This is a genomic window from Paracidobacterium acidisoli, assembly GCF_003428625.2.
Lineage (GTDB): Bacteria > Acidobacteriota > Terriglobia > Terriglobales > Acidobacteriaceae > Paracidobacterium > Paracidobacterium acidisoli.
Window position 1 is genome coordinate 702,981 of sequence record NZ_QVQT02000002.1, and the last position, 25,671, is coordinate 728,651.

At 62.9% G+C, this 25,671-nt stretch carries 23 protein-coding genes; 6 read left to right on the plus strand and 17 right to left on the minus strand.

Going from position 1 to position 25,671, the window contains the following annotated elements; translation table 11 throughout:
• Positions 1–8: 8 nt before the first annotated feature.
• The 3 genes from D0Y96_RS06795 to D0Y96_RS06805 all read right to left on the minus strand — a co-directional run bounded on the left by D0Y96_RS06795 (position 9) and on the right by D0Y96_RS06805 (position 2,678).
• Positions 9–278: a hypothetical protein gene (locus D0Y96_RS06795; protein ID WP_117298561.1), complete on the minus strand. Its 270-nt coding sequence runs from the start codon at positions 276–278 to the stop codon at positions 9–11.
• A gap of 365 nt (positions 279–643) precedes the next feature.
• Positions 644–1,678 carry an acetylserotonin O-methyltransferase gene (locus D0Y96_RS06800; RefSeq protein WP_252263526.1) on the minus strand — a complete coding sequence of 345 codons (1,035 nt, stop codon included), beginning with the start codon at positions 1,676–1,678 and terminating at the stop codon, positions 644–646.
• A 301-nt stretch (positions 1,679–1,979) separates the two neighbouring features.
• Positions 1,980–2,678: a cytochrome c biogenesis protein CcsA gene (locus D0Y96_RS06805; RefSeq protein WP_117298562.1), complete on the minus strand. Its 699-nt coding sequence runs from the start codon at positions 2,676–2,678 to the stop codon at positions 1,980–1,982.
• A 209-nt stretch (positions 2,679–2,887) separates the two neighbouring features.
• Between D0Y96_RS06805 and D0Y96_RS06810 the strand changes: the two genes are divergently transcribed.
• Positions 2,888–3,109, plus strand: coding sequence for a hypothetical protein (locus D0Y96_RS06810; protein WP_147324954.1), 222 nt, complete (start codon positions 2,888–2,890; stop codon positions 3,107–3,109).
• A 164-nt stretch (positions 3,110–3,273) separates the two neighbouring features.
• On the opposite strand, the gene D0Y96_RS06815 is transcribed toward D0Y96_RS06810, so the two are convergent.
• The 5 genes from D0Y96_RS06815 to D0Y96_RS06835 form a co-directional block, all read right to left on the minus strand.
• Positions 3,274–3,948: a heme exporter protein CcmB gene (locus D0Y96_RS06815; RefSeq protein WP_117298564.1), complete on the minus strand. Its 675-nt coding sequence runs from the start codon at positions 3,946–3,948 to the stop codon at positions 3,274–3,276.
• Positions 3,945–4,439, minus strand: a complete 495-nt coding sequence (gene ybaK, locus D0Y96_RS06820; RefSeq protein WP_117298565.1) for a Cys-tRNA(Pro) deacylase — start codon at positions 4,437–4,439, stop codon at positions 3,945–3,947. The genes D0Y96_RS06815 and ybaK overlap by 4 nt, the downstream gene beginning before the upstream one ends.
• Entirely contained in the window at positions 4,436–5,197 is a 762-nt protein-coding gene (gene ccmA / locus D0Y96_RS06825; protein ID WP_350448993.1) for a heme ABC exporter ATP-binding protein CcmA, read from the minus strand. Before ccmA ends, ybaK begins: the two co-directional genes overlap by 4 nt.
• Before the next feature lie 63 nt (positions 5,198–5,260).
• The gene (locus tag D0Y96_RS06830; protein WP_117298567.1) at positions 5,261–5,737 is read right to left on the minus strand and encodes a cytochrome c maturation protein CcmE; all 477 of its coding nucleotides are present in this window, start codon (positions 5,735–5,737) and stop codon (positions 5,261–5,263) included.
• Positions 5,738–5,841: 104 nt separating this feature from the next.
• Positions 5,842–6,402 (minus strand): sugar O-acetyltransferase, encoded by a 561-nt coding sequence (locus D0Y96_RS06835; protein WP_117298568.1) that lies wholly within the window; start codon positions 6,400–6,402, stop codon positions 5,842–5,844.
• A gap of 205 nt (positions 6,403–6,607) precedes the next feature.
• On the opposite strand from D0Y96_RS06835, the gene thiC reads away from it, so the two are divergent.
• The 3 genes from thiC (at position 6,608) to D0Y96_RS06850 (ending at position 9,436) form a co-directional block, all read left to right on the plus strand.
• Positions 6,608–8,062 carry a phosphomethylpyrimidine synthase ThiC gene (gene thiC, locus D0Y96_RS06840; RefSeq protein ID WP_117298739.1) on the plus strand — a complete coding sequence of 485 codons (1,455 nt, stop codon included), beginning with the start codon at positions 6,608–6,610 and terminating at the stop codon, positions 8,060–8,062.
• A 426-nt stretch (positions 8,063–8,488) separates the two neighbouring features.
• Positions 8,489–9,025 (plus strand): hypothetical protein, encoded by a 537-nt coding sequence (locus tag D0Y96_RS06845; protein ID WP_117298569.1) that lies wholly within the window; start codon positions 8,489–8,491, stop codon positions 9,023–9,025.
• Between the two features lie 144 nt (positions 9,026–9,169).
• The gene (locus tag D0Y96_RS06850) at positions 9,170–9,436 is read left to right on the plus strand and encodes a YtxH domain-containing protein (protein ID WP_117298740.1); all 267 of its coding nucleotides are present in this window, start codon (positions 9,170–9,172) and stop codon (positions 9,434–9,436) included.
• Positions 9,437–9,533: 97 nt separating this feature from the next.
• Here the strand turns inward: D0Y96_RS06850 and D0Y96_RS06855 are convergent, their stop codons facing one another.
• The 7 genes from D0Y96_RS06855 to D0Y96_RS06885 form a co-directional block, all read right to left on the minus strand.
• The gene (locus D0Y96_RS06855) at positions 9,534–11,987 is read right to left on the minus strand and encodes an ATP-dependent Clp protease ATP-binding subunit (RefSeq protein ID WP_117298570.1); all 2,454 of its coding nucleotides are present in this window, start codon (positions 11,985–11,987) and stop codon (positions 9,534–9,536) included.
• Between the two features lie 229 nt (positions 11,988–12,216).
• A complete protein-coding gene (locus tag D0Y96_RS06860; protein WP_252263527.1) occupies positions 12,217–12,990 on the minus strand; it encodes an ABC transporter ATP-binding protein in 774 nt (257 codons plus the stop codon).
• A gap of 131 nt (positions 12,991–13,121) precedes the next feature.
• Entirely contained in the window at positions 13,122–14,381 is a 1,260-nt protein-coding gene (locus tag D0Y96_RS06865) for a zinc dependent phospholipase C family protein (protein WP_158562269.1), read from the minus strand.
• 82 nt (positions 14,382–14,463) lie between these two features.
• Entirely contained in the window at positions 14,464–15,714 is a 1,251-nt protein-coding gene (locus tag D0Y96_RS06870) for an FtsX-like permease family protein (RefSeq protein WP_117298573.1), read from the minus strand.
• 6 nt (positions 15,715–15,720) lie between these two features.
• Complete coding sequence (locus D0Y96_RS06875; protein ID WP_117298574.1) at positions 15,721–17,970, minus strand: ligand-binding sensor domain-containing protein; 2,250 nt, start codon at positions 17,968–17,970, stop codon at positions 15,721–15,723.
• Positions 17,971–18,206: 236 nt separating this feature from the next.
• The gene (locus tag D0Y96_RS06880) at positions 18,207–19,214 is read right to left on the minus strand and encodes an NAD(P)-dependent alcohol dehydrogenase (RefSeq protein WP_117298575.1); all 1,008 of its coding nucleotides are present in this window, start codon (positions 19,212–19,214) and stop codon (positions 18,207–18,209) included.
• A 37-nt stretch (positions 19,215–19,251) separates the two neighbouring features.
• A complete protein-coding gene (locus tag D0Y96_RS06885) occupies positions 19,252–21,060 on the minus strand; it encodes a SpoIVB peptidase S55 domain-containing protein (RefSeq protein WP_158562271.1) in 1,809 nt (602 codons plus the stop codon).
• Positions 21,061–21,198: 138 nt separating this feature from the next.
• Here D0Y96_RS06885 and D0Y96_RS06890 point away from each other — a divergent pair, with 138 nt between their 5' ends.
• Both D0Y96_RS06890 and D0Y96_RS06895 read left to right on the plus strand, forming a co-directional pair.
• Positions 21,199–22,458, plus strand: coding sequence for a VWA domain-containing protein (locus D0Y96_RS06890; RefSeq protein ID WP_252263528.1), 1,260 nt, complete (start codon positions 21,199–21,201; stop codon positions 22,456–22,458).
• Positions 22,459–22,783: 325 nt separating this feature from the next.
• Positions 22,784–23,668: a c-type heme family protein gene (locus D0Y96_RS06895; protein WP_117298577.1), complete on the plus strand. Its 885-nt coding sequence runs from the start codon at positions 22,784–22,786 to the stop codon at positions 23,666–23,668.
• A 344-nt stretch (positions 23,669–24,012) separates the two neighbouring features.
• Here the strand turns inward: D0Y96_RS06895 and D0Y96_RS06900 are convergent, their stop codons facing one another.
• Together D0Y96_RS06900 and D0Y96_RS06905 are read right to left on the minus strand one after the other, a co-directional pair.
• Positions 24,013–25,182: a serine/threonine-protein kinase gene (locus D0Y96_RS06900; protein ID WP_117298578.1), complete on the minus strand. Its 1,170-nt coding sequence runs from the start codon at positions 25,180–25,182 to the stop codon at positions 24,013–24,015.
• 57 nt (positions 25,183–25,239) lie between these two features.
• Positions 25,240–25,590, minus strand: a complete 351-nt coding sequence (locus D0Y96_RS06905; RefSeq protein ID WP_252263529.1) for a rhodanese-like domain-containing protein — start codon at positions 25,588–25,590, stop codon at positions 25,240–25,242.
• Between the last annotated feature and the right edge of the window lie 81 nt (positions 25,591–25,671).

Below are 25,671 nucleotides of genomic sequence, written 5' to 3' on the forward strand. Positions count from 1 at the left end.
TCAGAGATTTACTGATGGGAACGCGTGGCTTCCAGAACGGCAACGCGCTGCTGAAGCGCGGAGAGCTGCCTCATCATTTCCAGTTGAGATTTTGCATTGGCCTCTCCGATCGCCGCCATGATGGCTTTGAACTCCGCATCATTCTGCGCTTTCAGAGAGCTGAACTCTGTATCGATCTGCTTCTCGAGCGCTCCGACGCGCACCTGCAGCTCACGCACCCCAGGAGCAATGATGTCCTGAATCAGTGTTTGCAGAGTTTGAAGAACGTTTTCCGCCATCGTCAGTCTCTGTCCCGATTGTAGAACCGTTTCGACGCGTTCTGCTCCACTGTTTTCAGGTGCTTCCATTACCACCGTGTCCCATGTCCGTGCTTTCGTGCATGGGCATGAAAACTCTTTCCCTTTGTCATCTCGAGCGCAGTCGAGGGATCTGCTTTCTCTTCCCTCCGAAGAATCCGGGGTGCCCCACCTTAGCCGCCCGTCGTTGGCGGCTAAGGTGGGAATGCAGAATCCCGGTTTCCGTTCTCGTCTCGCGTCAGCGAGATCCGGTAGAAGCCCCCGGCAATCGGGCGAACAGTATTCGCCGGGGTGATCTTTAGCCGGATGAAGAGGCGGACAAAGAAAGGGGCTTCAGCCCCGGCCTTCTACTTCCGCGCCAGAATCAGAGGAGACGGTCCCGGCGCCGGCAGCAGCTCGACATCCGTAAAGCCCGCGTCGCGCAGCCATCCGCCGATCTCCGCCGCCGACCACACGCTTCCCTCCGTCGTGTGCACCAGCATGTTCAGACCGAACATCAGCGGCTGCATCGGTCCGCGCCGGTCGTCGTTCAGCAGAAACTCCTGAATCGCGATTCTGCCTCCCGGCTTCAGCGCCGCATAGCAGCGCTCCAGCAGGCTGCGGCTGTGCCGCTCGCCCTCCGAGTGCAGAATATGCCCGATGGTGATCAGATCGGTCCCGCCCGGCAGCGCCACATCGCGCAGATTGCCCGCCAGAAAGTCGAACTGCTCCGCCACGCCCATCCGTGCCGCCACGCGCCGCGTCACGTTCAGCACATTCGGCCAGTCCACCGCCGTCACATGCACCCGCGGCGACGCCTGGGCCGCGGCAATCCCCCACACACCTGAGCCCGCGCCCAGATCCACCACGCGAAATTCGTCCTGCACCTCTCCGAGCCGCAGCGCCCGAGCCAGCGTCTGCGCCGCCGGATAGCTGGTCGGAAAGATCGCTTCCACAAAGCTCTCGAAAAACTCCGCGCCACCCGACTGCTCGTTGACCTGGATCGTGGATACGCCCGTGCGAATCGCCTCCGGCAGCGCGAGCCAGTGCTCGATCAGATCATGCACATGCGCGAAGAACACCCCGTGAAAGGCCGGGCTCGACGAGACCAGAAACCTCTCGCTCTCCGCAGTCAGCGCATAGCGCTCGCCCTCGGCCTTCAGCAGCCCGGCCTCGGTCAGAATGTTCAGCAGAAACGGAAGCCCGCGCATTGCCACGCCGGTCGCCGCCGCAATCTCTTCCGGGGTTTTGCCGCCACCCGCCAGCGTGTCGAAGATGTGATTGGTCACCGCGGACTGAATCGCCAGCGGCAGCGCGAAGCCCCACGCCATCTGCATAATGCGCTGCGGCGTCACCGCAGGCTGAACGTTCGTATCCACGGGGGTCTGAGCAGTCGTATCCATAACGGAAGAACCTCTGGGGCCGGATAATTGATTTTTGGGGAAGGTTCGGGCCCGGCGGCCAGACTATAGGCCACCGGTGCGCATTACAAGGCCTGCTCTGTCAAAACAGCGAAGGCCAGAAATGAATTTCCGGAAAGATCCCCGGCAGCGCCGCCTCAGCGGCTCGCCTTCCGCGCGTCGGCCCACTTTTTAGCGACCCAGCCCACATAGCTCAGCTGCACCACCCACGTGGCGATATACGCCGCAACCAGATGACGATGAAACATCGGACTCATAGCTTCTCCCGCTCGGCCTTGTATCTCTAGACTTCCAGCGCCTTCAGCGCTTCCCGCTGCTCTGCGGCCTGCAGACGGTGCTCCGCCGCATACCGCCAGCTCATGATCAGAATCCCCCACGCCAGCCACGCGGCCAGATTCCACCACACCGCCGGCATCATGCTCGGATCGATCCCCGCATTCTCTCCGCCGAAAAACACCGGCGAGGGATGCTGCGTCCTCCACCACCGCGTCGACATATAGACGATCGGCACATCGACATAACCGAAGATGGCCATCACCGCCGCCAGCGTCCGCATCTGCGGACCCGCCGCAAAGCGCCGCAGCAGCAGGTACGCGATATAGATCAGATACAGCACCAGCGTCGACGTCAGCCGCTCGTCCCATGTCCACCAGATGCCCCACACCGGCCTCGCCCACAGCGGTCCGGTAATCAGCACCACCGTGCAGAAGGCCACGCCCATCTCCGCCGCGGCCAGCGCCAGCGCATCCGCCTTCAGAGCGCCCGCCGGATTCGACCGCCGCTTCACCAGGTAAACGATCGAGGCGACAAAGCTGATGAAGAAGAACAGAAACGTCATCATCGCCGACGGAAAGTGGTAGAAGAAGATGCGAAAGATATCGCCCTGCTCCTTATCGGCAGGCACCACGAACATCGCCACGCGAAAGGCGTTGGCAAGCGCCGCAACCGTTGCAGCCGCAAAGAGCCATCGAAACAACTTCATGGGAGTTCCTCTGGAAGAGCCTTTCGCCCCAGTGTACCGGAGCATGCGCACCGCTGGCACGGCAGAGTTTCCTCTCCCTGCAATCTCCCGTTCACTTCTTCACAACCTGGCTTTCATGCGGCAAAACCGATCCCGGCCCTTTACCTCGATTCGCAGACATCAAAATTTCTGAAAAATCTCTTCCCACTTGTTAAGGGAGAGGAGTACAAATGTTGCCCATGGCATGGTTTACCCTTCTTTTCGGCGCCCTTCTGCTGGGCATCGGCATCGGCGGTCAGATCTTTGGCGTCGGCAAGCAGCGCCTTCATCATCCGGAAGACCGGAAGGCTCGCAAGATGGTCGTGGCACTCGGCTCACTGGTCGTGGGCCTGTGGTTCGTGGCTTTCTCCGCAGCACATCTGCTGCATATGCATCACAGCGGCAACTGGTAGTGCTGGCCGTTCCGACATCGGCAGCTTTGCCCTGGCGATCTGCATGCCCATCTGCCCTCCAGGGCTGATGGCTGCTTAGCCCACATGTCCATTCTGGCCGATTGGTCGTGGCTGTCTGCGAGATCGCCTGCCCCTTGAGGCGCGAAGCGCGTATACCCGGGCGGTCAGCCCTCCGCGTGCAGAATCACCTCGAAGAGCAGCAGGCTGATCGTCGTGAAGATGATGTCGTACCCTGCCAGCAGCTTGATCCACAGCCCCGGGTCCGAATCCCCCGTCAGAATCGCATTCGCCGACAGCACCATTCCCAGCAGCGCCGGAATAAAGATCGGAAACAGCAGCAGCGGCAGCAGCAGCTCCCGGCTGCGCGTCCGGATCGACAGCGCCGCAAAGAAGACCCCGTTCACAATCAGCGCCCAGGTCCCCAGCGGCATCACCAGCCCCAGCAGCCACGCATTGCCCAGCGGATGCAGGTTGTAGAAGACCACGAACAGCGGCGCCAGCAGAATCTCCACCGCCATCACGAAGATAAAGTTCGCCAGCACCTTGCCCAGGAACAGCGCCGCCCCCGGCGCCGACGCCATACGCTGCGCATCCAGCACCTGATGGCGCAGCTCGCGCGCCCACGCCTGGTTCAGCGCGCTCACCGCGGCAAACATCGTCGCCACGCACAGAATCCCTCCGGCAATCTGCCGCGAAGCCTCTCTCGTCGGATCGAAGGCCAGGCTGAACAGCACCACCACCAGAACCGCGAAGAACAGCATCGAGTTGATCGCGTCCTTCGACCGCCACTCCAGCCGCAGATCCTTCGCCAGGTGGATCAGAAAGTAAGGCTGCCTCATCCGGAGTGCTCCGCCGCTCTCGCGTCCTTCGTCAGATCCGCCACCACCGCCTTAGATGCCCGCAGATAATCCCCCGGCGCCAGCACCATCTGTACTCCGCGCGCGCCCGCCGAGACCGAGATCACATCGAACAGCTCCAGCGTCTCGTCCGCATACACCGCAAACTCTTTCTTTGCGCCGAAGACCGTCACCCCGCCGCGCACATAGCCCGTCAGCGGCTGCACCTCTTTGAGCGAAACCATCTCCGCCTTCCGCGCTCCTGCCGCAGCGGCCAGCTTTTTAAAGTCCAGCTCCGCGTCGCCCGGAATCACCGCAAACACATGCTCGCGATCGCTCGTCGTGCACAGCAGCGTCTTGAAGACCTGCTCCGCCGGCAGTCCGATCTTCTCCGCCACCACCACTGCGGAAAACTCCTCCGGCGCAACCTCATATTCGCGGATCTCGTACGCGATCCCCAGCGAATCCAGAAAGCGCGCTCCGTTCGTCTTCATCGGCCCGCCTCCGGCGCGAAGCAGCCCTGCGCATGCGGCCCGTCCGAGAGCGACTCCACGCTGCCCGCCCGCAGACGCAGCATGAAATCCGCCAGCGGCTCCGCCAGCTCCCGCTGATGCGTCGTCAGCAGAATCGTTCTCTGCTCCGAGCGAAAGGTCTCCAGCAGCCGCAGCATCTGGTGCGCGCTCTCGATGTCCATATTGGAGAAGGGCTCATCCAGCAGCAGCAGCTCCGGCTGCGAGAGCAGCACCCGCGCCAGCGACGCCCGCTGCCGCATGCCCTGCGAATACTGCCCCACCGGCCTGTTCAGCGACGGATCGAGCCCCACCGCCTCCAGCGCTTCTTCCGGCTTCATGCACGCGCGCCCGCGGTACAGGTTTGCGAAGTAACGCAGATTTTCGACGCCCGTAAACTCGTCGTACAGCATCGTCGCGTGGCTCATATAGCCGATGCGGTCGCGCACATTTGCCGGATCTTCCTCGCCGAAGACCCGCATCCTGCCGTAGCTCGGACGCAGCAGTCCGGCCAGCATCCGCAGCAGCGTCGACTTCCCTGCTCCGTTTGCGCCCAGCACCACATAGCAGCGCCCCCGTTCAAAGCTCACGGAGACCTTCCGCAGCGCGGCGAACGTGCCGTATAGCTTCGAGACGGATTCCAGCTCGGCGATAGGTTCAGGCATGCTGTTGGGAGTATAAGCAGCAGTAGAGGGCGCGCTCTCAGTGGCCAGTCCCTGCAGAGGGCTCTCTGTCAGCTCCAAAGCCCGCATTCCCGCACAATGGCATTCACTGAAAACTGAGGACCGGAAACTGACAACCGCGGGCTACTTCGCCGCCATGGCCGGCATCACCGCTGCCGCGTTAGTCGCCGCAACCGCCGGCTTGTCTCCCGGCTGGCCCGGAGTATTCTTCGGCGCGTACTTCGACGCGCACTTGGCCTGCAGCTGCGTGGCATGGAAGACGCCGTCATGTCCGAAGGTGCCGATGGCCAGCGCCTGCGAATTGTCCTTGAAGGTATCCGGCGGCGGCTCTTCACCGATATAGGCAACGTGCAGCTTTTTATCGTTCTCCACCAGCACGAAGTCCGCATTCGTTCCACTGCGCGCGATCGTGCCCGGCAGCACATTGCCAGCCACGCGCAGATGGCGGGTATACGCCTTCGATCCCATCGCCTGCAGCTCGCTGATCGTGACGTAGTAGCTCTTGTTCGCCTCAACGCCGGTAATCGCCAGCCACGCGATCACCCCCACCACGACCATCATGGCGATTCCGATGCGCAATCCCTGGTTGCCTTTATTCATGACGGATTTATTTTACTCGCTCGCGCCCCTCTGCCGTCCACTCCTGCGTGCGCGCGATCATCTCCCGGTTCGAATTTCCACTCGCGCCGCTGGCGGATCTTCCTTCAGTCCTCGCCAATCGAGCGAATCACCCGCGCCGGATTTCCTCCCACAAGGACATTCGGAGGAACATCCCTGGTGACGACCGAGCCCGCAGCTACAACCGAGTTCTCGCCCACCGTCACCCCGCCGACAACCGTTGCGCCGGCTGCGATCCAGACGTTTCTCTCAATCACAATGGGCTTTCCGATCGTCGCGGCGCGGCGCTGCGAAGGCTCAAGCGGATGTCCCGCCGTGATGAGGCTCACATTCGGCCCGATCATCACATCGTCCGCAATATCGAGGCCGCTAAGGTCATAGAACGTGCAGTTCTGATTGACGAAGACATTACGTCCCACGCGGATCTCGTCCCCGCCGGCAGTATAGAAAGGCGGGATCAGCAGAAAGCTCTCATCGACCTTTTTGCCGATGAGTTCGCTGAACAGGGCCCGAATTGCGTCTGCATCGTCGAACGTCAAACGGTTCAGCGCGGCGGTGATCGCCATCGCCCGTCTGACGTTTGCCAGCATGGCCGCCGACTCCGGCGTCCTCCTGTAAATTATCCTGGTGCCGCTCTCATTCGACATTCGTTATTTCCTCAGTATGCAGTGGAGCGTGCGTTTCGCCGGAATCCCATCCAATCCTGAAATGTAAACAGAGACCCCGCCGTGAGCGCAGGTCGCTGCTATCCGCGCTTCGTCTCCGCGCCGTCAATTTATAATCCTGAAAAGTTCTTTCTGCGACATCATCCAATGAAGTACACGAGATTCTTTTCCTGAGACAGAGGTGATCATGGCTACCAATTCCACACTCGAAATCCTGAAGCCCCGCGCCGAATGGATTGTGAAGCGCAGGGCCGAAGCCGCCCGCACCGGCGACACCAACGTGTCGCAGATGCACTTTGCGCGTAAAGGTCTGATCACCGAAGAGATGGAGTACGTCGCAAAACGCGAGAATATCTCCGCCGCTCTGGTGCGCGATGAGATCGCCGCGGGCCGCCTCATCATTCCCGCCAACATCAACCACCCCGAGCTGGAGCCGATGGCCATCGGCATCGCCTCGCGCTGCAAGGTCAACGCCAACATCGGCAACTCCGCCGTCTCCTCCAATATCGGAGAAGAGCTGCGCAAGCTGCACATGGCCGTCCAGTTCGGCGCCGACACCGTCATGGATCTCTCCACCGGCGGCAACATCCCCGAGATCCGCGATGCCATCCTGCGCCACTCACCCGTGCCCATCGGAACCGTGCCTATCTACGAGGCCCTCAACCGTGTCAAGCGCCTCGAAGACCTCAACATCGACGTCTATCTCGAAGTCATCGAAGAGCAGGCCGAGCAGGGCGTCGACTACTTCACCGTCCACGCCGGCGTCCTCATCCAGTACGTGCCTATGGTGGCAAAGCGCATCACCGGCATCGTCAGCCGCGGCGGCGCCATCCTCGCCCAGTGGATGACCCACCATCACAAACAGAACTTCCTCTACGAGCACTTCGACCGCATCGTGAAGGTCATGGCAAAGCACGACGTCAGCTTCTCGCTCGGCGACGGTCTCCGCCCCGGCTCCATCGCCGACGCCTCCGACGACGCCCAGTTCGCCGAGCTCAAAACCCTCGGCCAGCTCACCGCAAAGGCCTGGGAGAGCGACGTGCAGGTCATGATCGAAGGCCCCGGCCACGTGCCGCTCGACAAGATCAAGGAGCAGGTCGACAAGGAAGTCGAGTACTGCTTCGGCGCGCCCTTCTACACCCTCGGACCGCTGGTCACCGACATCGCTCCCGGCTACGACCACATCACCAGCGCCATCGGCGCGGCGCTCATCGGCTGGCACGGCGCCTCCATGCTCTGCTACGTCACGCCCAAGGAGCACCTCGGCCTGCCCAACGAGAAGGACGTCAAGGACGGCATGATCGCCTACAAGATCGCCGCCCACGCCGCCGATCTCGCCCGGCATCGCCCCGGCGCCCGCGACCGCGACGACGCCATCAGCTACGCCCGCTACACCTTCGACTGGGAGAAGCAGTTCGAGCTCTCCCTCGACCCGGAAACCGCCCGCTCCATGCACGACGAAACGCTGCCCGACGATTACTACAAGGAAGCGGCCTTCTGCTCCATGTGCGGCCCGAAGTTCTGCTCCATGAACTGGTCCAGCAAGGTCGACGAGTTCAACAAGACCGTCCACGGCCTCGAAAAGCAGGACCTCAGCGAGCTGGTCACTCTCCAGGCACAGCAGCTCAGCGCAAAGCGGTAGCCCTCATCCCGCCTCACGCAAAAGGCCGCGCTCAGCCGCGGCCTTTTTGCATTCTGGTGTAAAGCTCTTCAGCCGGGTGCCGGGTGTCCCATGTCCATCTTTCGAACATGGCACAAACATTCTCCCCCTTTGTCATCCCGACTCTTTCCTTGTCACCTCGACTTCCTCTTTGTCATCCCGACCGAAGCGGAACGAAGTGAAGCGCAGCGGAGGGATCTGCATTTTCTTTCCCTTCGAAAAATCCCGGGTGCCCATCTTCGCCGCCCGCCGTTGGCGGCTAAGGTGGGGAAGTTCTCGTCTCGCGTCAGCGAGACCCGGGAGAAGCCCCCGACAATCGGGGTGGGAAGCTAAGGTGGGAAGAGTTTTCTTTTCATTCCGCACTCTCCCTGTATAGTATTCAGACCACTGGAACTCCGGGAGGAACGAATGAAAGCTCGTCTGATGCTTCTGGTGCCTGCGGTGGCGCTCTTCGCCGCCACTCCCCTGCTCGCCCAGCACCGTGCCCCGTCACAGCCTCACGCCATGCCGCGCGCCAATCAGGGACATCTCCCGCCGCCTCCGGCCGCGCGTCCCGCTCCCGGCACCAGGCCCGATATCGAACACTTCTCCGGCGGACGCGTCAACAGCACGCCGCACGTCAACCACAACACCTGGTATGGACACGAGCCCGCCAACGACCCGCGCTTCCACATCGATCATCCCTTCGCGCACGGTCACTTCGACCGCATCGGTCCTGGCAATCGCTTCAACGTCCTCCGCATCGACCGCAACGCGCATCGCTTCTGGTTCCCCGGAGGCTACGGGTTCGCCATCGCCGACTGGGACTGGGCCATCGCCGCCGACTGGTGCTGGGACTGCGGCGACGACTTCGTCGTCTATGAGGACCCCGACCACCCCGGCTGGTATCTGCTCTACAACGTCGAAACCGGCGCGTATGTCCACGTCCAGTACCTGGGAATGTAGTCAAAGAAAATATCTGCGCTTGTAATTCGCCCGCTCGCATCATGGAAACGCGCTGCCGCGCCGGAGACTTCAGCAACCCCGGCGCGCTTCGCGGTATCTCAACAAAAAGGGCCTGGTTGCCCAAACAATAAAGGAGTGTCCTTTATGAATTCCGTTAAAGTCTGGGCGGCCTTCACCATTGGCGTCGCCGCCGGAGCCGCCGTCGCTCTCCTCTACGCTCCGCAAACCGGCGATCGCACCCGCCGTCAGCTCCGCCGCAATATCGAGGACGCGGGCGAGTACATCCGCGACACCGCCAGCACCCTCGGCGATCAGGCCGAAAAATATGTGAAGCGTGGCCGCGAAGCCGTCGCTGACGTCGTCGACACCGCGCAGAGCACCGTGAAAAAAGCGGTCTCTACCATCAGCTGATCGATCCACCAGTCAGCCACGCCAAAGATTCATCACGCCGGAAAAGAAAAGCCCTGTCCCGCGGGACAGGGCTTTTGGCTTGTGATGAATCAACGAATCAGCTGTACAGCAGCACGCCGTCCATCTTCTCCGCCCCTTCGCTTCCGACCGGACGATAGAAGAGCTGGTTGTTCTCGAGGTAGACCTCGAGGAAGGCTGGACGCTCCGTGATGCCGCCGGCAATCAGCGCCTCCGACAGCGGATCTTCCACGTAGCGCTGCAGTGCGCGGCGCAGCGGACGCGCTCCGTAGCTGCGGTCCACCAGCGTCTTCTCGAGTATCCACTTCTTCGCATCCTCGGTCACCGAGATCGTGATCGCCTTCTGCGCCAGGTTCGCGTTCAGCTGCTGCACCAGAAGCTCCAGGATCTGGATCAGGTCCGCATCCGTCAGCGACTGGAAGAGAATGATCTCGTCGATACGGTTGAGGAACTCCGGATTGAAGGTCCGCTTGACCTCGTTCTTCACCAGGTCCTCGATCTTCTCCATCACCAGGTCTTCCCGTTCGCTCTGGAAGCCCAGCCCCTGCTTGCGCTGCAGGTGCCGTGCGCCGATATTCGACGTCATGATGATGATCGTGTTCTTGAAGTCGACCGTATTGCCCAGTCCATCCGTCAGCTGTCCGTCTTCAAAGACCTGCAGCAGAATGTTGAACACATCCGGATGCGCCTTCTCGATCTCATCCAGCAGCACCACCGAGTACGGCGAGCGCTTCACGCGTTCCGTAAGCTGTCCGCCCTCCTCGTAGCCCACATAGCCCGGAGGCGACCCGATCAGCTTCGAGACCGAGTGCTTCTCCATGAACTCCGACATATCGAAGCGGATCAGCGCCTTCTCGCTTCCGAACAGGAACTGCGCCAGCGTGCGCGCCATCTCCGTCTTGCCTACGCCCGTCGGTCCCAGGAAGAGGAATGAGCCGATCGGCCGGTGCGGAGACTTCAGCCCCGCGCGCGAGCGGCGAATCGCCCGCGCCAGCGCCGAGATCGCCTTGTCCTGCGAGATCACGCGCTTGTGCAGCTCTTCTTCCACCCGCAGCAGCTTCTGCGTCTCTTCTTCCTTGATCGACGTGATCGGCACGCCCGTCCAGCGGCTCACCACGTCCTCGATGTCCTCGCGGCCCACAATGCCCGCCGTCGAATCGTCGAGATGATACTTGTCGCGCAGCGCGCGCAGGTTCTCGCGCTCCTTGCGCTCCTCGTCCGAATAGAAGCGCGCCTTCTCGAACTCGTGGTTCGCGATCGCGTTCTCCATCCGGTGCACGATGAACTTGATCCGCTTCTGAACCTCGGTGATCTCCTCCGGCAGCGAGGTCTGGCGCAGCTTCACCCGCGCTCCCGCCTCGTCGATCAGATCGATCGCCTTGTCCGGAAGAAAGCGGTCCGAGATGTAGCGGTTCGAGTGCGCCACCGCAAAATTGATCGCGTCATCCGTGTAGCTCACCGCATGGAACTTCTCATAGCGGTCCTTGATGCCCATGATGATCCTGATCGCGTCCTCTTCATTCGGAGGAGGCACCTTCACCGCCTGGAAGCGCCGTTCGAGCGACCGGTCCTTCTCGATCGACTTGCGATATTCGCCCGGCGTGGTTGCGCCGATGCACTGAATCTCGCCGCGCGACAGCGCCGGCTTCAGAATGTTGGCCGCATCCAGCGATCCTTCGGCCGATCCCGCGCCCACCAGCGTGTGCAGCTCATCGATAAAGATGATGGAGTTCTGATTCTCCATCAGCTCTTTCATGATCGTCTTCAGCCGCTCCTCGAACTGGCCGCGGTACTTCGTTCCGGCCACGATCAGCGACAGGTCCAGCGCCAGCACCCGCTTGTCGGCCAGAAAGCTCGGCACGTCTCCGTCCGAGATGCGCTGCGCCAGGCCCTCCACAATCGCGGTCTTGCCCACGCCCGGCTCGCCGATCAGCACCGGATTGTTCTTCGTTCTCCGGCACAGAATCTGGATCACCCGTTCCAGCTCCTGGTCGCGTCCCACCAGCGGGTCAAGCTGGCTGTCCAGCGCCGCCTGGGTCAGGTCGCGCGAAAACTCCGCCAGCAGGCTCGACTCCCGGCTTCTCTGCTGCGCCGGAGCCTTCTCCTGCGTCGCCCGCGCCAGCTCCTCGCGAATCGCCAGCAGCTTCAGCCCGCGCTCATGCAGAATCTCCGCCGCAAAGCACTTCTCTTCGCGCAGCAGACCCAGCAGCAGGTGCTCGGTTCCAATGTGTTTGTGCGACAGCCGCTCCGCCTCTTCGGCGGCATAGGCCAGAACCCGCTTGCATTCATTCGAGAGCGGCAGGTCGACCGAGGTCGAAACCTTCTCGCGAATCGTGGTATGGCCCTCAATCTGTTTCCGGATCGATTCAACCGATGCATGCGAGCGGAGAAAGCGGTTGGTTAACGCCTTATCCTCGCGCAGCAGGCCCAGCAGCAGGTGTTCCGTCTCGATATAGGGTGAGCCGAACTGGCTCGCCTCATACCGGGCAAAGAAGATCACTCGACGCGCTTTTTCCGTGTAGCGTTCGAACATATTCCCCCTGAGAAAGCCTCTCCGCCGCCTGTCCCGCCGGTCGTGTGCCGGCGGACGCAGCAGCGTCCAGTGCCTTCGTCCCTTGTCATCGCCCCTGCCGGTAAATAACGGCAATACGGGAGCGACCTTCAGGCTGGGTGCGATCTCCGCATCCATCCCACTTCCGGAACGAGCCGTTTCTCCCCTTCCGGTCTTTCAAAACAGGCTTCTCCGCCTCCGGCTGCCATCTCTACTGCAGCGTTCGCGGAGACACCTCATCCACGCGGCCTTTTTCCAGCCGCAAAACCCGGCTACATCGCTGCGCCAGCATCATGTTGTGCGTCACAATCACCGACGTCAGACAGTGTGTCTGATGCAGCCGTTCGATCAGACTGAAGACCATCTCAGCCGTCCGGCTGTCCAGGTCTCCCGTCGGCTCATCGGCCAGCAGTACCTTCGGTCCCGTCACCAGCGCGCGGGCAAGGGAAACCCGCTGCTGTTCCCCGCCGGAAAGCTCTCCGGCGCGGTGCGTGACCCGGTCACCCAGCTCTACCTCGTTCAACCACTGCTCCGCACTTCTGAAGGCCTTCGCCTTCGGCTCTCCCCGGGCCAGCAGCGGCATGGCAACGTTCTCCAGCGCCGTAAACTCGGGCAGAAGGTAATGAAACTGCCAGACATACCCCACCTCGCGGTTCCGAAACGCGGCTGCCTGTCTGCTGTTCAGTGTTCTCAACTGAATTGAGGCGCAGTATACGTCACCCTCTGAAGGAGCATCAAGAGCGCCAAGCATGTGCAAAAGTGTGCTTTTTCCCGCTCCCGACTGGCCGACAATCGCCAGCATCTCGCCCTGCGCCAGGTCAAAACTCAGACCGTCGAAAAGAACCAGCCTTCCCCGGCCGGTGACGTATTCCTTCCGCAGGTTCCTTACCTGAATGACATATGGATGCTCGGGAAAGGCAGAAGGACGCAGCCCGGCGGAGTCCGGTCGCCCTGGGAAATCGTCGCTGGCTGAAACCATCCCCATATCTACCTGTATCACTCTTCAACCCCGAAAGGGAAGAATGCACTTCTTTCCGTTGGACGCGGAATGGCGAAATTGGGGTAGTGGAGTGTTACTTTTGCAGCCTCATCGCAACAGCGGATCATCTCTCCGCGTTACCGCGGCGCTTCGATCGTCGCCAGCTCGCGCATGACCTTCTTCCACTGCCGCGGATGCTTCCTGGTCTCAATCGGCGCATCGGGATTCGAGTAGAACTCCCGCACATTGCGCCGCAGCTCCGCCGGAACATGCACCCGCACATCGTCGCGGGTAATCGTCGCCAGCAGCTTCGCATACGTCTCATCCGTCAGCCGGTATCCTCCCGGACGGATTTTATTGCCCGTATCCAGGTCGAGATTGGCCAGCTGAAAGCCGTCCTGCCCCTTCTGCCCCAGCCCGCCCAGCAGCTTCGTATACACATCCATGCTGTGATTCACGCTGTCGATATACTTCTCTTCGGTCTGCTCATTCGGGCCGCGAATCGCCAGGCACGACATCGGACCGAACTTCGGCGTCAGAAAGATCAGCACCGCCAGCAGCCGCGTCCGGAAGCTGACCTTGTTCTTCCGGAACGTCTCCCACCCGTTCTCCGCATCGGCCGTCTTCAGGCGCTGCGTAAACTCCGTAAACGCCGGCGAAGGCTCATCCTGCGGAAAGCGCTTCCGGTAAAGCAGCACCTCCGCATAGGCAAAGCGCGGCAGCAGATTCTCGACCGACGACCGGTAGCTTCGAAACGACGCGAACTCGTTCCCCAGAACGTCGTGCAGCCGCAGCCCGTACGTCTGATAAAACGCCTCCTCCAGCACCCGCCGCGACACCCTCAGCCCCACATGCCGCAGATACGACGCCGGCGCGAACCGCCTGCTGCTCAGCTCATCGATATCGAAGGCGAACTCCGTCCGGATATGCGCATGCGGGCTCTCCTCATACGTCACCTCCGGCCCGTACTGCTTCTCGAGATTCGGAAAGACGATCGCCGTCGAAGGATTCGTCGCCTCGCTGTGTCCCACCGTATCGCCCACGTAATGCGAGAGCGCGCCCAGCGCAAAGGCCAGCTCGTTCACGTTGCGCGCGTCGTGAATCATATTCGAGATAAAATCCCCGGTCCGCACGTAATGCGTCAGCTCGCTGAAGAACGTATGCCCGAAGGGATAATAGCCCGCATCCTGAATCGCCGAGCCGCCGTACGCATAGGCATGCGCCTCGCGCAACTGGGCCTCGGTCGTCCCCGGAAAGCGCTCCAGCAGCAGCGGCCGGATCGCCGCATCCCAGGTCAGATCGATGATCGCCTCATGCGTCAGGAACGAATAGGCCCACGCGCCCCGCGCAGCAAACATCACAAAAAGCAAAATGACAGCGATTCCAGCAAAGCCCACTCCGTTCGCAGAATCGTCCGAGCCTTTTCTGTGCCCTGCGCCCTGTTTCCTGAGCCCTGCGCTCTGCGCCCTGTGCCCGCTCCTACTCATAGCGCAGCGCCTCTGCCGGCAGCACCTTCGCCGCCGAGCTCGAAGGATACAGCGTGGCCAGCAGCGACACCCCCAGCGAAACCGCCGTCACAATCACTCCGTGAATCAGCCGCGGCGCAAACGGCAGGTAGTCGAGCGAGTACACATCGGCCGCCAGATGGATGAAGCGGTAGTGATGCCCGGCCCACGCCAGTGTATAGCCCACCACCAGCCCGATCGCCGTCCCGATCACGCTGATCAGAAAGCCCTGCAGCAGAAAGATGCGCCGCACCTGCCCCGGCTGAACGCCCATCGACAGCAGCACGGCGATGTCCTTCGTCTTCTCCATCACCATCATCGTCAGCGCGATCAGAATATTGAGCGCTGCCACGCAGACAATCAGGCCGATCACGATAAAGGTGACCACCTGCTCCTCTTTCAGCGCGCGAAACAGCTCGCGGTTCTGCTCCATCCAGTTAGTTGTCGAAAAGCCCGCTCCGGCTGCCTGCTCGATCTCCCGGCCGATCCGGTCCGCGTGATACAGATCGTCCACCTTGAATGAGATCACCGATACCAGGTCCGGCTCGCTGAACAGCTTCTGCGCGTCCGTCAGCCGGATAAACCCATACCCCGAGTCGTACTGATAAAAGCCGGAGTGAAAGATCCCCGTCACCTGGAACCGCTGGTACTTCGGCACCAGCCCGTACGGCGTCAGCTCGCCCTGCGGACTCGTCACCATCACCGTGTCGCCCGCCTTCACGCCCAGCGTATTCGCCAGGTCGTAGCCGATCACCAGAGGCGGGGTCGGCTCGCTCGTCCCGTCCTCTGCATTGGCCTGGGCCGACAGCGGCGCCGCGCTGCCCTCTGCAAGGTTCGACAGCAGATCGCTCACCGTCCGCTCTTCCGACGGAATGATCCCCTTCAGCATCGCCCCGCCCGCCTGCGCCCCGTGCGAGATCAGCACCGGCTCATACAGCCCCGGAGCAGCCGCCGTCACATGCGGCAGCCGCCGCAGCCGCTCCGTCAGCGGACGCCAGTTGCGGATGCCGTCGTTCATCGTGCGCATCAGATCGACGTGCGCCGTCGAGGCCAGCAGCCGGTCCTGCAGGTCATGCCGCGTGCCGTTGGTGATCGCCAGCGCCAGAATCAGCGATGCCACACCCACCGCGACCCCCGCCACCGAGATCGCCGTGATAATGCCGACCACCGCCTGGCGGCGCTTCGCCCGCAGATACCGCGCCGCGATGAAAAGTTCAAAGCGCATGGCCGCTCAGCGGACGACCGCCTTCACCGTCGCCATGTTGTCATACCTGTCATATACCCGAATCGCGATCACATGCTCCTGCGGATCGGGCCGCAAATTCGCCGGCACGTCGTCGTCGTGCGGCAGCGGCGCGTCAAAATCGAACTTCTCCGTCAGCGAATCCGCCAGGCTGCCCGACGGCTCCACATACTGCCAGCGCCCCGCGTCGATCGAATACTCGGCGTGCGTCACCGGCGAGGTCGCATCCACCGCCGTAAATGTGGCGTGGATCTTCCCGTTCACCCTCTGCGCATCCAGTCCGTTCACCGCCGGAGGCGTCGTATCCACCACAAACTCCTCGCTCTCGCGGCTGCCCGTCAGCGCCTCGCCCGGATTATGCGACGGCGCATCGCTGGCCACGATCTTCAGCCGGTACCGCCCATCCGGAAGCCTCGTTGAATCAAAGGAATAGTATGGATCTCTCACCCGATTCCTTAATATCTGCCAGTCCCGCTCGCCCTCGCCCCGGTAGTAGATCGAATAGAGCAGATCGTCACCATTTTCATCGTGCGCCACCCACCGGGCCGTCACCGCGCCTTTGTCCCTCACCGCCGCCAGCGGCTCCCGAGCCGGATCGGCCGTATACGAGATCACGTTCTGAGGCGCCGGAAAATTGATCGTCACCTGCTGCTGCTGTGCCTGCTGCGCCACCGCCGGATTCACCCTCGCGCCCGGCGCCACCACCACCTCATCCACCACCGGAGCCAGGTTCACCGTCAGGAAATTGATCCCCACCGAACCCACCTCCGCGCCCGGATGCAGCACCACCTTCCACTGCACGAAGCGCGATGCGTCGATCCCCGGCTCGCCGTCGTTTGGCGTCACCTTCTTCCACTCGCCCCACGCCCGCAGCGGATTCTCCACATTGCCGGCGCGCATATACAGCTCGAAGTTCTTCGCCTGCGCTCCGCCGCCGACCTCCACCTCCGCGCGACCCCAGCGCGTGAACGCGCCCGCGTCGAAGACATCGCTCAGGTAGCTGCCCTCCGCTGCCTCGCCGCTGCTCAGCAGATACAGCTTGCCCGCATTGGCCGTGCCCACATACAGCCCCTGCGCGGTCTTCGCAAACTCCGTCGCCTGCGACGCCTCCAGATGCGCCACATCGGCGTAGGTGCCGTCTTCCTGAATGCGATAGATGCGCCCGCGGTTGCCCGTCGATGCCAGCAACCCGTCCTTCGTCCACGCCAGCGCGTAGACGATATCGTCGTGTCCGCTCCACAGCTTCCGCGGCGCGCCCGAAGGCTCCGTCGTGCCCGTCGAGCCTGCCTGCTTCCCGGCCGGCGGAATCTCGTAGATCTCCGACCCGTTCGGGATCAGCGTATTGCCGTTGAAGGCCTGCACCGAGCCCGGCGCGATGATCGTGATCGTCGCCGTCACCGACGTCGCTCCCGTCACCGGCAGCGGAGGCAGCGTATTGTGCCCCTTGTCTCCCACGCCCGCGGCATAGATCGTGCCGTCCGGAGCCACGATCACCGACGTGATCTCCTTCTTCGGCGAGTCGTACAGCACATACGCGCTGCCCGCTTTGTCGACGCGGTAGATCAGCCCCGATCCATCCGATCCCGCAATCAGATTCCCCGCCGCATCGAAGGCAATCGAGCGGATATGCTGCTCATCGCTTCTGAAGAAGAGCTCCGGCTTCGCGCCATTCGCCACGCGATACACCGCCGCCGGCGCGCCCGTCGCCACATACAGCCGCCCCGTGGCATTGAAGGCCATGTCCCATACATACTTCGGCTTCTCCGCCGTCGCCGCCGGGTCAAAGACCACCGTGGCATTCTCTTCCGTGCGATCCGCCGTGTTCGGATCGAGCCGGTAGACCTTTCCGCTCGGCAAGGTCGCCGCATACACCGCTCCATCCGGACCCACGCGCACCACCTGCACGCTCAGGTCTCTGCTGGTAAACAGCGTCGTCGCCTTTCCGGCCGGCGTCACCTTCAGCACCGTCGCCGGCGTGCCCGTCGCCACATACGCATTTCCCTCGCGATCCGCTGCCACCGACCATACATAGGTGGAAGGCGTCGTATACACCGCGCGGCTCTCCGGCCCCGGCACCAGACGTCCGTCGCTGGTAATGGCCACGCCATCCGGCGTGCCCTTTTCCAGTCCGTCAAAGGTCGATTCGGTCCAGAGGCGCGTTCCCTGCGAGTAGGCTCGGAGTGCGGGGAGAAACACGAGAAGGAGGGTAAAGAAAGGCAAAGCCAGGCGGCGCATCATGCTGGATTGAGTCTAGCGGAGAAGCGGTCAGCCAGGAAACGGCCAGCTGTGAAGCGGACAGCGAAAAAGCTGTTAGCGAAAAAACGGCCAGCGGAAATACGGTCAGCGAAGGCATGCAGGAATGTTCTCTTTCCCGAAAGCTCCACAAACAGAAAAAAGAACCGCTGGAAAGCTGTTTTCCCGCTGACCGCTTCACCAGCTGACCGGACGTTAGCCGACCGCCTCACCAGCTGCCTCTAACTGGCGAGCACCGCCCGGTAGCGTACCTGGTTCTTCCGCACCCGCTTCACCGCCTGGGTCGCGTCGGCCATTTTGAAGCGCTCCGTCTTTGCGCCGATGCCGTGCCGCGCGGCCACATCCAGCATCTCCGCAATGCGGCTCGGGCTGCCCGTATTCGATCCGCACACGCTCTTCGCCGTCGACACCAGCGGAAAGACCGGCAGCGAAACCGGCTTCGGCGGCGCGCCCACAAAGCACAGCGTTCCGTGCGGGCGCAGCGCGCTCACATACGCCGACCAGTCCTGATCGGCATTGATCGTCGAGAGAATCAGATCGAAGGTCCCCTCCAGCGCCTTCACGCCCTTCGACTCGCGCGAGTTCACGAAGCGGTGCGCGCCGAACGACAGCGCCTCCTCTTCCTTCGCCGCCGAGGTCGAAAACGCCGTCACCTCCGCGCCGAAGGCCCGCGCAAACTGCAGCGCCAGATGGCCCAGTCCGCCGATCCCGATCACGCCCACCCGCGACGACGGATTCACGCCCAGCGTGCGCAGCGGGTTGTAGACCGTAATGCCGCCGCACAGCAGCGGAGCCGCCTTCTCGCTTTCGAGCGCCTCCGGAATCTTTACCGCGAAGCGCGCATTCACCCGCACCGCTTCCGCGTATCCGCCATGCCGCCGCACGCACGTCGGCTGCGCCTGCGCGCACAGATTCTCTTCGCCCCTGCGGCACCACTCGCACTGCCCGCAGCTGTCCGCCTGCCAGCCGATGCCCACCCGGTCTCCCGGCTGAAAGTGCTTCACCAGCGAGCCCGTCTCGCTCACCGTGCCCACAATCTCATGCCCGGGAATAAAGGGATACAGGCTCATTCCCCAGTCGTTATCGATCAGGTGCACATCGCTGTGGCATACGCCGCAGTGCGAAATGCGTACTTCGACGTCCTGGGGCCGCAGCTCGCCCGTCTCGTATTTCAGCGGGAGCAGTTCCGCTCCGGCCGCGTAGACAGCGTAGCCCTGAATAGTTGCCATGGCAGAGGGAACCTCGTTCCAAAGGTAACGGCGAACCCTATTCTACCTGCAGCGTAAGAACCTGATACCCACTAAGTACGGCGTCCAGCGGAACCGACGCCACCGGCATCGCCGACTCGCCGTGCAGCGTCATGCCGTGGTTGTCCTGGAGCGGCGAAAGCACGTTCGCCATCGAAAGCGGAAGCGCCGTCAGCGTCCGTCCATCCACCGAAGCCTGAGCGTCCGGTGTCAGCAGCGTCACGTACAGCCGGTCGCCCGGATGCGCGCTGTTCAGCTGCGCGATCGTCGCCTCCACGTCCAGCGGCTGCCCTCCAAACTGCGGAGGCTGCAGCAGCCGGTCCAGCGTTGCTCCGTCGCTCACCAGCAGCCGCACCTGGCCGTCCGGCAGCGTCGCCGGCAGCTTTACCGGAATCCTTACATTGTGCGGCTCGCCGCGCCACGGCCGGATCGTCGCCTCCACCGTTACCGTGTCGCCCGCGTGCAGCTCCGAGGCGCTCACCTGCGCGCTCTCCATCTGCGCCGTCAGCCGCCGCGGAATCGCCTTCACTTCGATATCCACACTCTCGATCGGAGTCCGCCGCGCCGCGTTGTCGTAGAGCTTCGTGAACCCCTCGCCCAGCGCCAGCGCCGCCTGCAGATTCGCCGGCAGCAGATCCGTCGGCGCCAGCAGGTTGTTCAGCTTCAGCGAAGGATACCCCGCCAGCTTCACCGTCCCCTGCAGCCGGTACGTCGTCTCCGCCGAGTAGCTGTTCTGCCCCATCAGCCCCTGAAAGACCGAGACCATCAGCGCCATCGGCGTAATCTGCGGCTGATCGATCACCTCGAAGTGCAGGCTCCGGTTCTGGTCGCCCGTAATCCGCAGCGTCACCGGAATCATCCGCGCCGTCCGCCCGAACACGCCCTTGATCGCCGACTCGCGATCCTCCGTAAACGAGCCCACCGTCTCCGTCGTGTTGATGATCTTGAACGCGTTCAGCGGCGACGCCAGCGTCGCCACCACATCCGCCTTCGTCATCGGCATGTTCACCGGCCCGAACTGCGTGATCGGATGCCCGCATGCCAGCAGCTGCTTCGGGTCGACATACGTCACCGTGCAGGTCGCCGAGATATCCAGATCGCCCCGCACAATCACCGCGCTCACCGCCGAGCCCGGAACCACCGGGTCGGGCTGCTTCTCGTCGCTCGACGAGCCGCCGATCCCCGCCACCGGCATCAGCCCCGCCACCGGAGCATGCTGCTTCCAGAGCTGCACCGCCTCCGGACTGAATCCGCTGAAGACCAGCGGCGTCTCCATCGGCTGAATCAGCGGCGAATCCGGCACCGTCCGCGACGCCCCGCCCGCCGAGACCGCCACCGGCTCTTCCTGCGCGCCCGGCGTTCCGCTGTTCTCTGTCCCGTTCTGAATTCCGCTCTGCGCCAGCTCCGTGTCGTTCTCCGCGCTCGGCGCGGTATCGCGTACCTGCAGCATCTCGCCGATCGGCGTAATACCGGCAATCGGCTCCTTGCTGAACTGCCCGATGCGGAAGGCCAGCGCGCCCAGCAGCTTTCCGTCGATATACACCGGGCTGCCGCTCATGCCCGCAACCACGCCCGTGTACTCGGCCTTCTTCCCTTCCAGCCGCGCCAGAATCATGTCCTGCCGCGGGCCGCGCGCGTTGTGCAGCACGCCCAGAATCTCCACGCCCATCGGCTCCGGTTTCGTGCCCTCAAAAACCGTGTACGCCACGCCCTGCAGCCCGCGATGCACCTCGCTCAGCGGAAAAAACGTCGTCACCGCCGGGGGCGCGGGAGGCAGGCTGGCGGGGGTTTGAGCAAATACAGGGCAGGTTTCGAGCAGGACCGCCATCAGGACCGGCAGCAGGGCCCGCAAAACCGGCCCGCCGCGGATGTCTTTCCGACACATAAACACGTCTACAAGAGTAGCCGGTTACGCGCTTGCCGCAAAGGGCAGCCGCGTCTCACAATGAAAATCTGAGGTTCTTCCATGAAGCGCTCCGCGCTGGTTTCCGATCCCGCCGCCCAGCTCCCGATGCAGACTCTCTCCCGTCGCGCGCTTCGCCCCCTCGTCGTGCTCGCCCTCGGCCTTTTCATCACGCAGATGCCCCGCGCCGCCCTCGCGCAGTATGGCGACACCGCTCCGGCTCCGCAGCAGCCGCAGCAGCAGACCCCTCCCGCCCATCCCAACGGCGACGACCAGGCAGCCCCCGCCGACGGCGGACCCACCGGAGACAACGGCGCCATCGCCATCCCGAAGAAGAAGGACGCGCCGCCTCCGCCGCCCGCGCCCGTCGAGCCCAAGGTCAAAAACCCTCCCGGCCTCAACAACTACACCCTGCACGTCGACGTCCCCGTCGTAAACGTTGATGTCGGCGTCATCCTCGAGAAGACCCACCAGTTCGTCCCCAATCTGCAGCAGGCCAACTTCCGCGTCTTCGAGGACGGCCAGCCTCAGGACATCGTCCATTTCTCGCAGATCAAGGCTCCCATCACCGCCGTGCTCCTCTGCGAATTCGCCGCCAACAGCTACGCCTTCATCTACGACATGCGCAACGCCGCCTACTCCTTCGCGCAGCAGTTGCGCCCCGACGACTACGTCGCCGTCGTCACCTATGACATGCACACCGAGATCCTGACCGACTTCACCCAGGACAAGCGCCTCATCTCCCAGGCCCTCAACTCGCTCATCATTCCCACCTGGCGCGAGACCAACCTCTTCGACGCCCTCTATGAGACCCTCGACCGCCTCACCCGCATCGAAGGCCGCAAGTACGTCATCCTCGTCTCCTCCGGCCGCGACACCTTCTCGAAGATCACCCTCGACAAGGTGCTGCAGAAGATCAAGGCCACGCCCAACGTCACCATCTTCTCCATCGGCACCGGCCAGTTCGCGCGCATCATGGCGGAAGGCCCCGGCGGCATGGGACCCATCCGTGAAATGGACTACCTCCAGGCCGACAACCAGATGAGCACCTTCGCTCGCATGACCGGCGGCATGGCCTTCTTCCCGCGCTTTGAAGCCGAGATGCCTGACATCTTCACCCAGATCAACGAGTCCATCCGCAACCAGTACGTGCTCACCTACCGCCCGTCCAACACGAAGCTCGACGGCACCTACCGCCGCCTCCGTGTCGAGCTCGTCGACGACGAAGGCCACCCGCTCCGCATGCAGGACGAAAAGCACAAGCCGCTCAAGTACGACATCATCGCCCGCGATGGCTACAAGGCCAGCGAGCCCGTGCAGTAATCCATCCGTGCTCCTGTCTGTCACCGTGCGCGGCATCGGGTGCCTCATCTCCGCCTCTCCGCACATGGGTTTTGCAGAATCTCCGGGTGCCCCACATCAGCCTGTCTTTGGCAGATGTGGGTTTGTACACTCTTCCCCCTTGTCATCCTGGCCGCAGCGGAGGAACCTGCTTTTCTTCATCTGCAGGTGATGTATCCACATCTCCTCCGCAAACGGAGCTTCTGCGCCCTGTGCCCTGTGTTCTGTGCCCTGAATCGGGCTTTCCGTTTACTTTGCGCCGCCCATCGCGTAATCTTCGTCTGCCTCGAAAAGGAAACGCCCGCTCGTGAAGCTTCTTGCAAAGTTCAATCTGCTGCTCATCGTCGTCTTCGGCATCGGCCTCGCTCTCATTGCGTGGAACTCCCGCGACTTCCTCATGCAGAACGCGCAGCAGCAGGTGACGCGCCAGGCCGAGCTCATGGCCGCCGGCGCCAAAGCCAGCCGCGACTACACCGAGCAGGAGATCAGCCCCATCCTCGAGAAGACCCCCGAGCACCACAACACCTTCCTGCCGCAGACCATCCCCTTCTACGCCGCCACCGTTCAGTTCAACCGCCTGCGCGCGCAGTTCCCCGATTACTCCTATCGCGAGGCCACGCTCAACCCCACCAACCTCGAAGACCGCGCCACCGACTGGGAGGCCGACCTCATCCGTTATTTTCGCGATCATCCCTCCGAGCAGTCCCGCATCGGCCGGCGCCTCAGCGCCACCGGAGAAAGCCTCTATCTCGCCCGCCCCATCGTCGCCGAGCCCGACTGCCTCATCTGCCACAGCAATCCGCAGATCGCTCCTCCGGCCATGATTCACCACTACGGCCGTCAGCACGGCTTCGGCTGGCAGCCTAATGAGATCATCGGTGCGCAGATCGTCTCCGTCCCCATGTCCGTGCCGCTCGCCCTTGCCAGCCGCGGATTCCGCCAGCTCATCATCAATCTGTCCGTGATCTTTCTTGCGACCATCCTGCTCATCGATCTCGGCATGTACTTCATCGTCATCCGGCCGCTCGCCGCCGTCTCGCGCTCCGCCGACCGCATCAGTACCGGCGAGATGGACCTTCCCCCGCTGCCCGTCAAAGGCAAAGACGAGATCGCGCAGGTCACCGCCTCCTTCAATCGCATGCATACCAGCCTGAAGAAGGCGATGGACATGCTCAGCAGCGACCAGGAATAACACTTTCCCGATGTCATTCCGAGCGAAGCCGAGGGATCTGCATTTACTTTCTCAGGAGGTGAGTGTTTGCAGAATCCGGGTGCCCCACCTTCGCGAACCGGGGTCCCCGGCGAACAACGTTCGCTGGGGTGGAGAAGCTAAGGTGGGAGGCGTCATCGCTTCGTATGGGACACAAAATCTCGCGTCAGCGAGATAAGGCAGAAGCACCGGGCTTCAGGCAGTGTCTGACGAATCGGTTCCGGTAAAGTTTTGTATCAGGGCACGACTTCAGTCGTGCCGTAAGCAGCCGAAAATACATCCGGGCTTCAGCCCCTGCCGGGCTCCCCAAAGCGAGTCGACATTTATCACTTATGCCGCGAGAGCAGAAACTTCCGCCGGTCGGCCTCTTCCGGAATCTCTTCCGCCGCCAGCGCATAAAGCTGATCCGTATCCTTTGACTTCGCGGCCAGCCTGCGCACGATGATCTTTGCAATCGGCCCCAGGAAGGTCGCCAGCCGCCGCGTCACTTCCTCCACCGGCAGGTTCGCGCCGCCCGTTATCGCTCCGCCGCCCGAGCTCCCCGTCACGCTCCGCAGCGGAATCCCGATCGACATCGTCGGAATCGACTGCGCATCGCCCAGCCCCGCCGAAACCGCCTGCAGCGCCGTCAGAAACTCCTGCGCCGTCGCGTAGCGCTCCGCGGGATTCTTCGCCAGAGCCTTCATGATCGCCCGCGCCAGCGCCTCCGGCACGCCCGGATTCAGCGCCGCCGGCGACACCGGCTCCGCATGCAGGTGCGCCGTCATCACCTCGTAATAGGTGGACCCCTGAAAGGGCAGCCGTCCCGTCAGCAGCTCGTAAAATGTCACGCCCGCCGAGTAAATATCCGATCGCGCCGTCGCCTTCGCGCCCGTGATCTGCTCCGGCGAGAGATAGCTCAGCGTCCCCACCAGATAGCCTGACTGCGTCAGCCCCGCCGCCTGGCTGCTCGTCGCAATGCCGAAGTCCAGCAGCTTCAGCCGCTCCTCGCGGCCCACCATCACATTCGCCGGCTTGATATCGCGGTGAATCACGCCTCGCGCATGCGCATAATCGAGCGCCGACAACACCTGCGCCGCATACTCCACGATCTTCGGCAGCGGAACCGGCCGCGCCGCCGCCAGGTGCCGCAGCGTCTCGCCCGCCACCAGCTCCATCACCATCACCAGCTGGTCTTTGAAGTAGAACGCGTTGTTCAGCCGCGCGATATTCGGATGGTCCAGCCCCGCCAGCAGCTGAATCTCGCGCAGAAAACGCTCCGGAGCCTCCGCCGAGCCCGCCTGGTTCGGCAGCAGGATCTTCATCGCCTCGGCGCGCCGCGACACCACATGATGTACCTCATACACCACGCCCAGGCCGCCGGCGCCGATCCTGCGGATAATCTCGTAATCCCCGACCCTCTGCCCTGCTTCGATCTCCATCCCTGCACGCGCCGCAGCCTGAACCGTGGGAAGCACGGCTCCGCCCCTGCGGATTCCTGCGATCATAGCAGCCATACCGGCCGCTCCGAAGCACCCTGCCTGGCGCAAACACAATCCCGGCGCGGAAGCCGCTCAGTAACGCGCCAGCGCGGGATCGACCGCCACCGACCATGCGTCGATGCCGCCCCGCAGCGACTGCGTTCGCTCGAAGCCCTGGTTGCGCAGCCACACCGTCACATTCATTGAGCGCACGCCGTGATGGCAGATCGCAACGATGTGCGCCTCCGGGTCCAGCTCCTGAAAGGCTCGCCCCGGAACGTCCCCCATCGGCATCAGCAGGCTGCCCTCGATATGGGCAATCGCATACTCGCCCGGTTCGCGCACATCCAGCAGCACCGGGCTGCCCGTGCCCGCGTCTTTTCTTTCCATCAGCTGCGCCAGCTCCTGCGGCGTAATCTCATACTCCGGCATGCTCTTCAGCATACATCCCGGCGAATACTCCTCTCTCGCGGCTTCACGCCTGCCGGTCCGTAACCCTCAGCCGGTTCTTCGTCTCCCCTCCGC

Bases quoted from the DNA above. Each gene is read 5' to 3' on its own strand.
- D0Y96_RS06880 (WP_117298575.1), bottom strand. From the start codon at position 19,214: ATGGCAACTATTCAGGGCTACGCTGTCTACGCGGCCGGAGCGGAACTG.
- D0Y96_RS06830 (WP_117298567.1), bottom strand. From the start codon at position 5,737: ATGAATAAAGGCAACCAGGGATTGCGCATCGGAATCGCCATGATGGTC.
- D0Y96_RS06845 (WP_117298569.1), top strand. From the start codon at position 8,489: ATGAAAGCTCGTCTGATGCTTCTGGTGCCTGCGGTGGCGCTCTTCGCC.
- D0Y96_RS06815 (WP_117298564.1), bottom strand. From the start codon at position 3,948: ATGAGGCAGCCTTACTTTCTGATCCACCTGGCGAAGGATCTGCGGCTG.
- D0Y96_RS06885 (WP_158562271.1), bottom strand. From the start codon at position 21,060: ATGGCGGTCCTGCTCGAAACCTGCCCTGTATTTGCTCAAACCCCCGCC.
- D0Y96_RS06800 (WP_252263526.1), bottom strand. From the start codon at position 1,678: ATGGATACGACTGCTCAGACCCCCGTGGATACGAACGTTCAGCCTGCG.
- ybaK (WP_117298565.1), bottom strand. From the start codon at position 4,439: ATGAAGACGAACGGAGCGCGCTTTCTGGATTCGCTGGGGATCGCGTAC.
- D0Y96_RS06855 (WP_117298570.1), bottom strand. From the start codon at position 11,987: ATGTTCGAACGCTACACGGAAAAAGCGCGTCGAGTGATCTTCTTTGCC.
- D0Y96_RS06835 (WP_117298568.1), bottom strand. From the start codon at position 6,402: ATGTCGAATGAGAGCGGCACCAGGATAATTTACAGGAGGACGCCGGAG.
- thiC (WP_117298739.1), top strand. From the start codon at position 6,608: ATGGCTACCAATTCCACACTCGAAATCCTGAAGCCCCGCGCCGAATGG.
- D0Y96_RS06850 (WP_117298740.1), top strand. From the start codon at position 9,170: ATGAATTCCGTTAAAGTCTGGGCGGCCTTCACCATTGGCGTCGCCGCC.
- D0Y96_RS06905 (WP_252263529.1), bottom strand. From the start codon at position 25,590: ATGCTGAAGAGCATGCCGGAGTATGAGATTACGCCGCAGGAGCTGGCG.
- D0Y96_RS06875 (WP_117298574.1), bottom strand. From the start codon at position 17,970: ATGATGCGCCGCCTGGCTTTGCCTTTCTTTACCCTCCTTCTCGTGTTT.
- D0Y96_RS06900 (WP_117298578.1), bottom strand. From the start codon at position 25,182: ATGGCTGCTATGATCGCAGGAATCCGCAGGGGCGGAGCCGTGCTTCCC.
- D0Y96_RS06795 (WP_117298561.1), bottom strand. From the start codon at position 278: ATGGCGGAAAACGTTCTTCAAACTCTGCAAACACTGATTCAGGACATC.
- D0Y96_RS06810 (WP_147324954.1), top strand. From the start codon at position 2,888: ATGTTGCCCATGGCATGGTTTACCCTTCTTTTCGGCGCCCTTCTGCTG.
- D0Y96_RS06890 (WP_252263528.1), top strand. From the start codon at position 21,199: ATGAAGCGCTCCGCGCTGGTTTCCGATCCCGCCGCCCAGCTCCCGATG.
- D0Y96_RS06870 (WP_117298573.1), bottom strand. From the start codon at position 15,714: ATGCGCTTTGAACTTTTCATCGCGGCGCGGTATCTGCGGGCGAAGCGC.
- D0Y96_RS06805 (WP_117298562.1), bottom strand. From the start codon at position 2,678: ATGAAGTTGTTTCGATGGCTCTTTGCGGCTGCAACGGTTGCGGCGCTT.
- D0Y96_RS06860 (WP_252263527.1), bottom strand. From the start codon at position 12,990: ATGGGGATGGTTTCAGCCAGCGACGATTTCCCAGGGCGACCGGACTCC.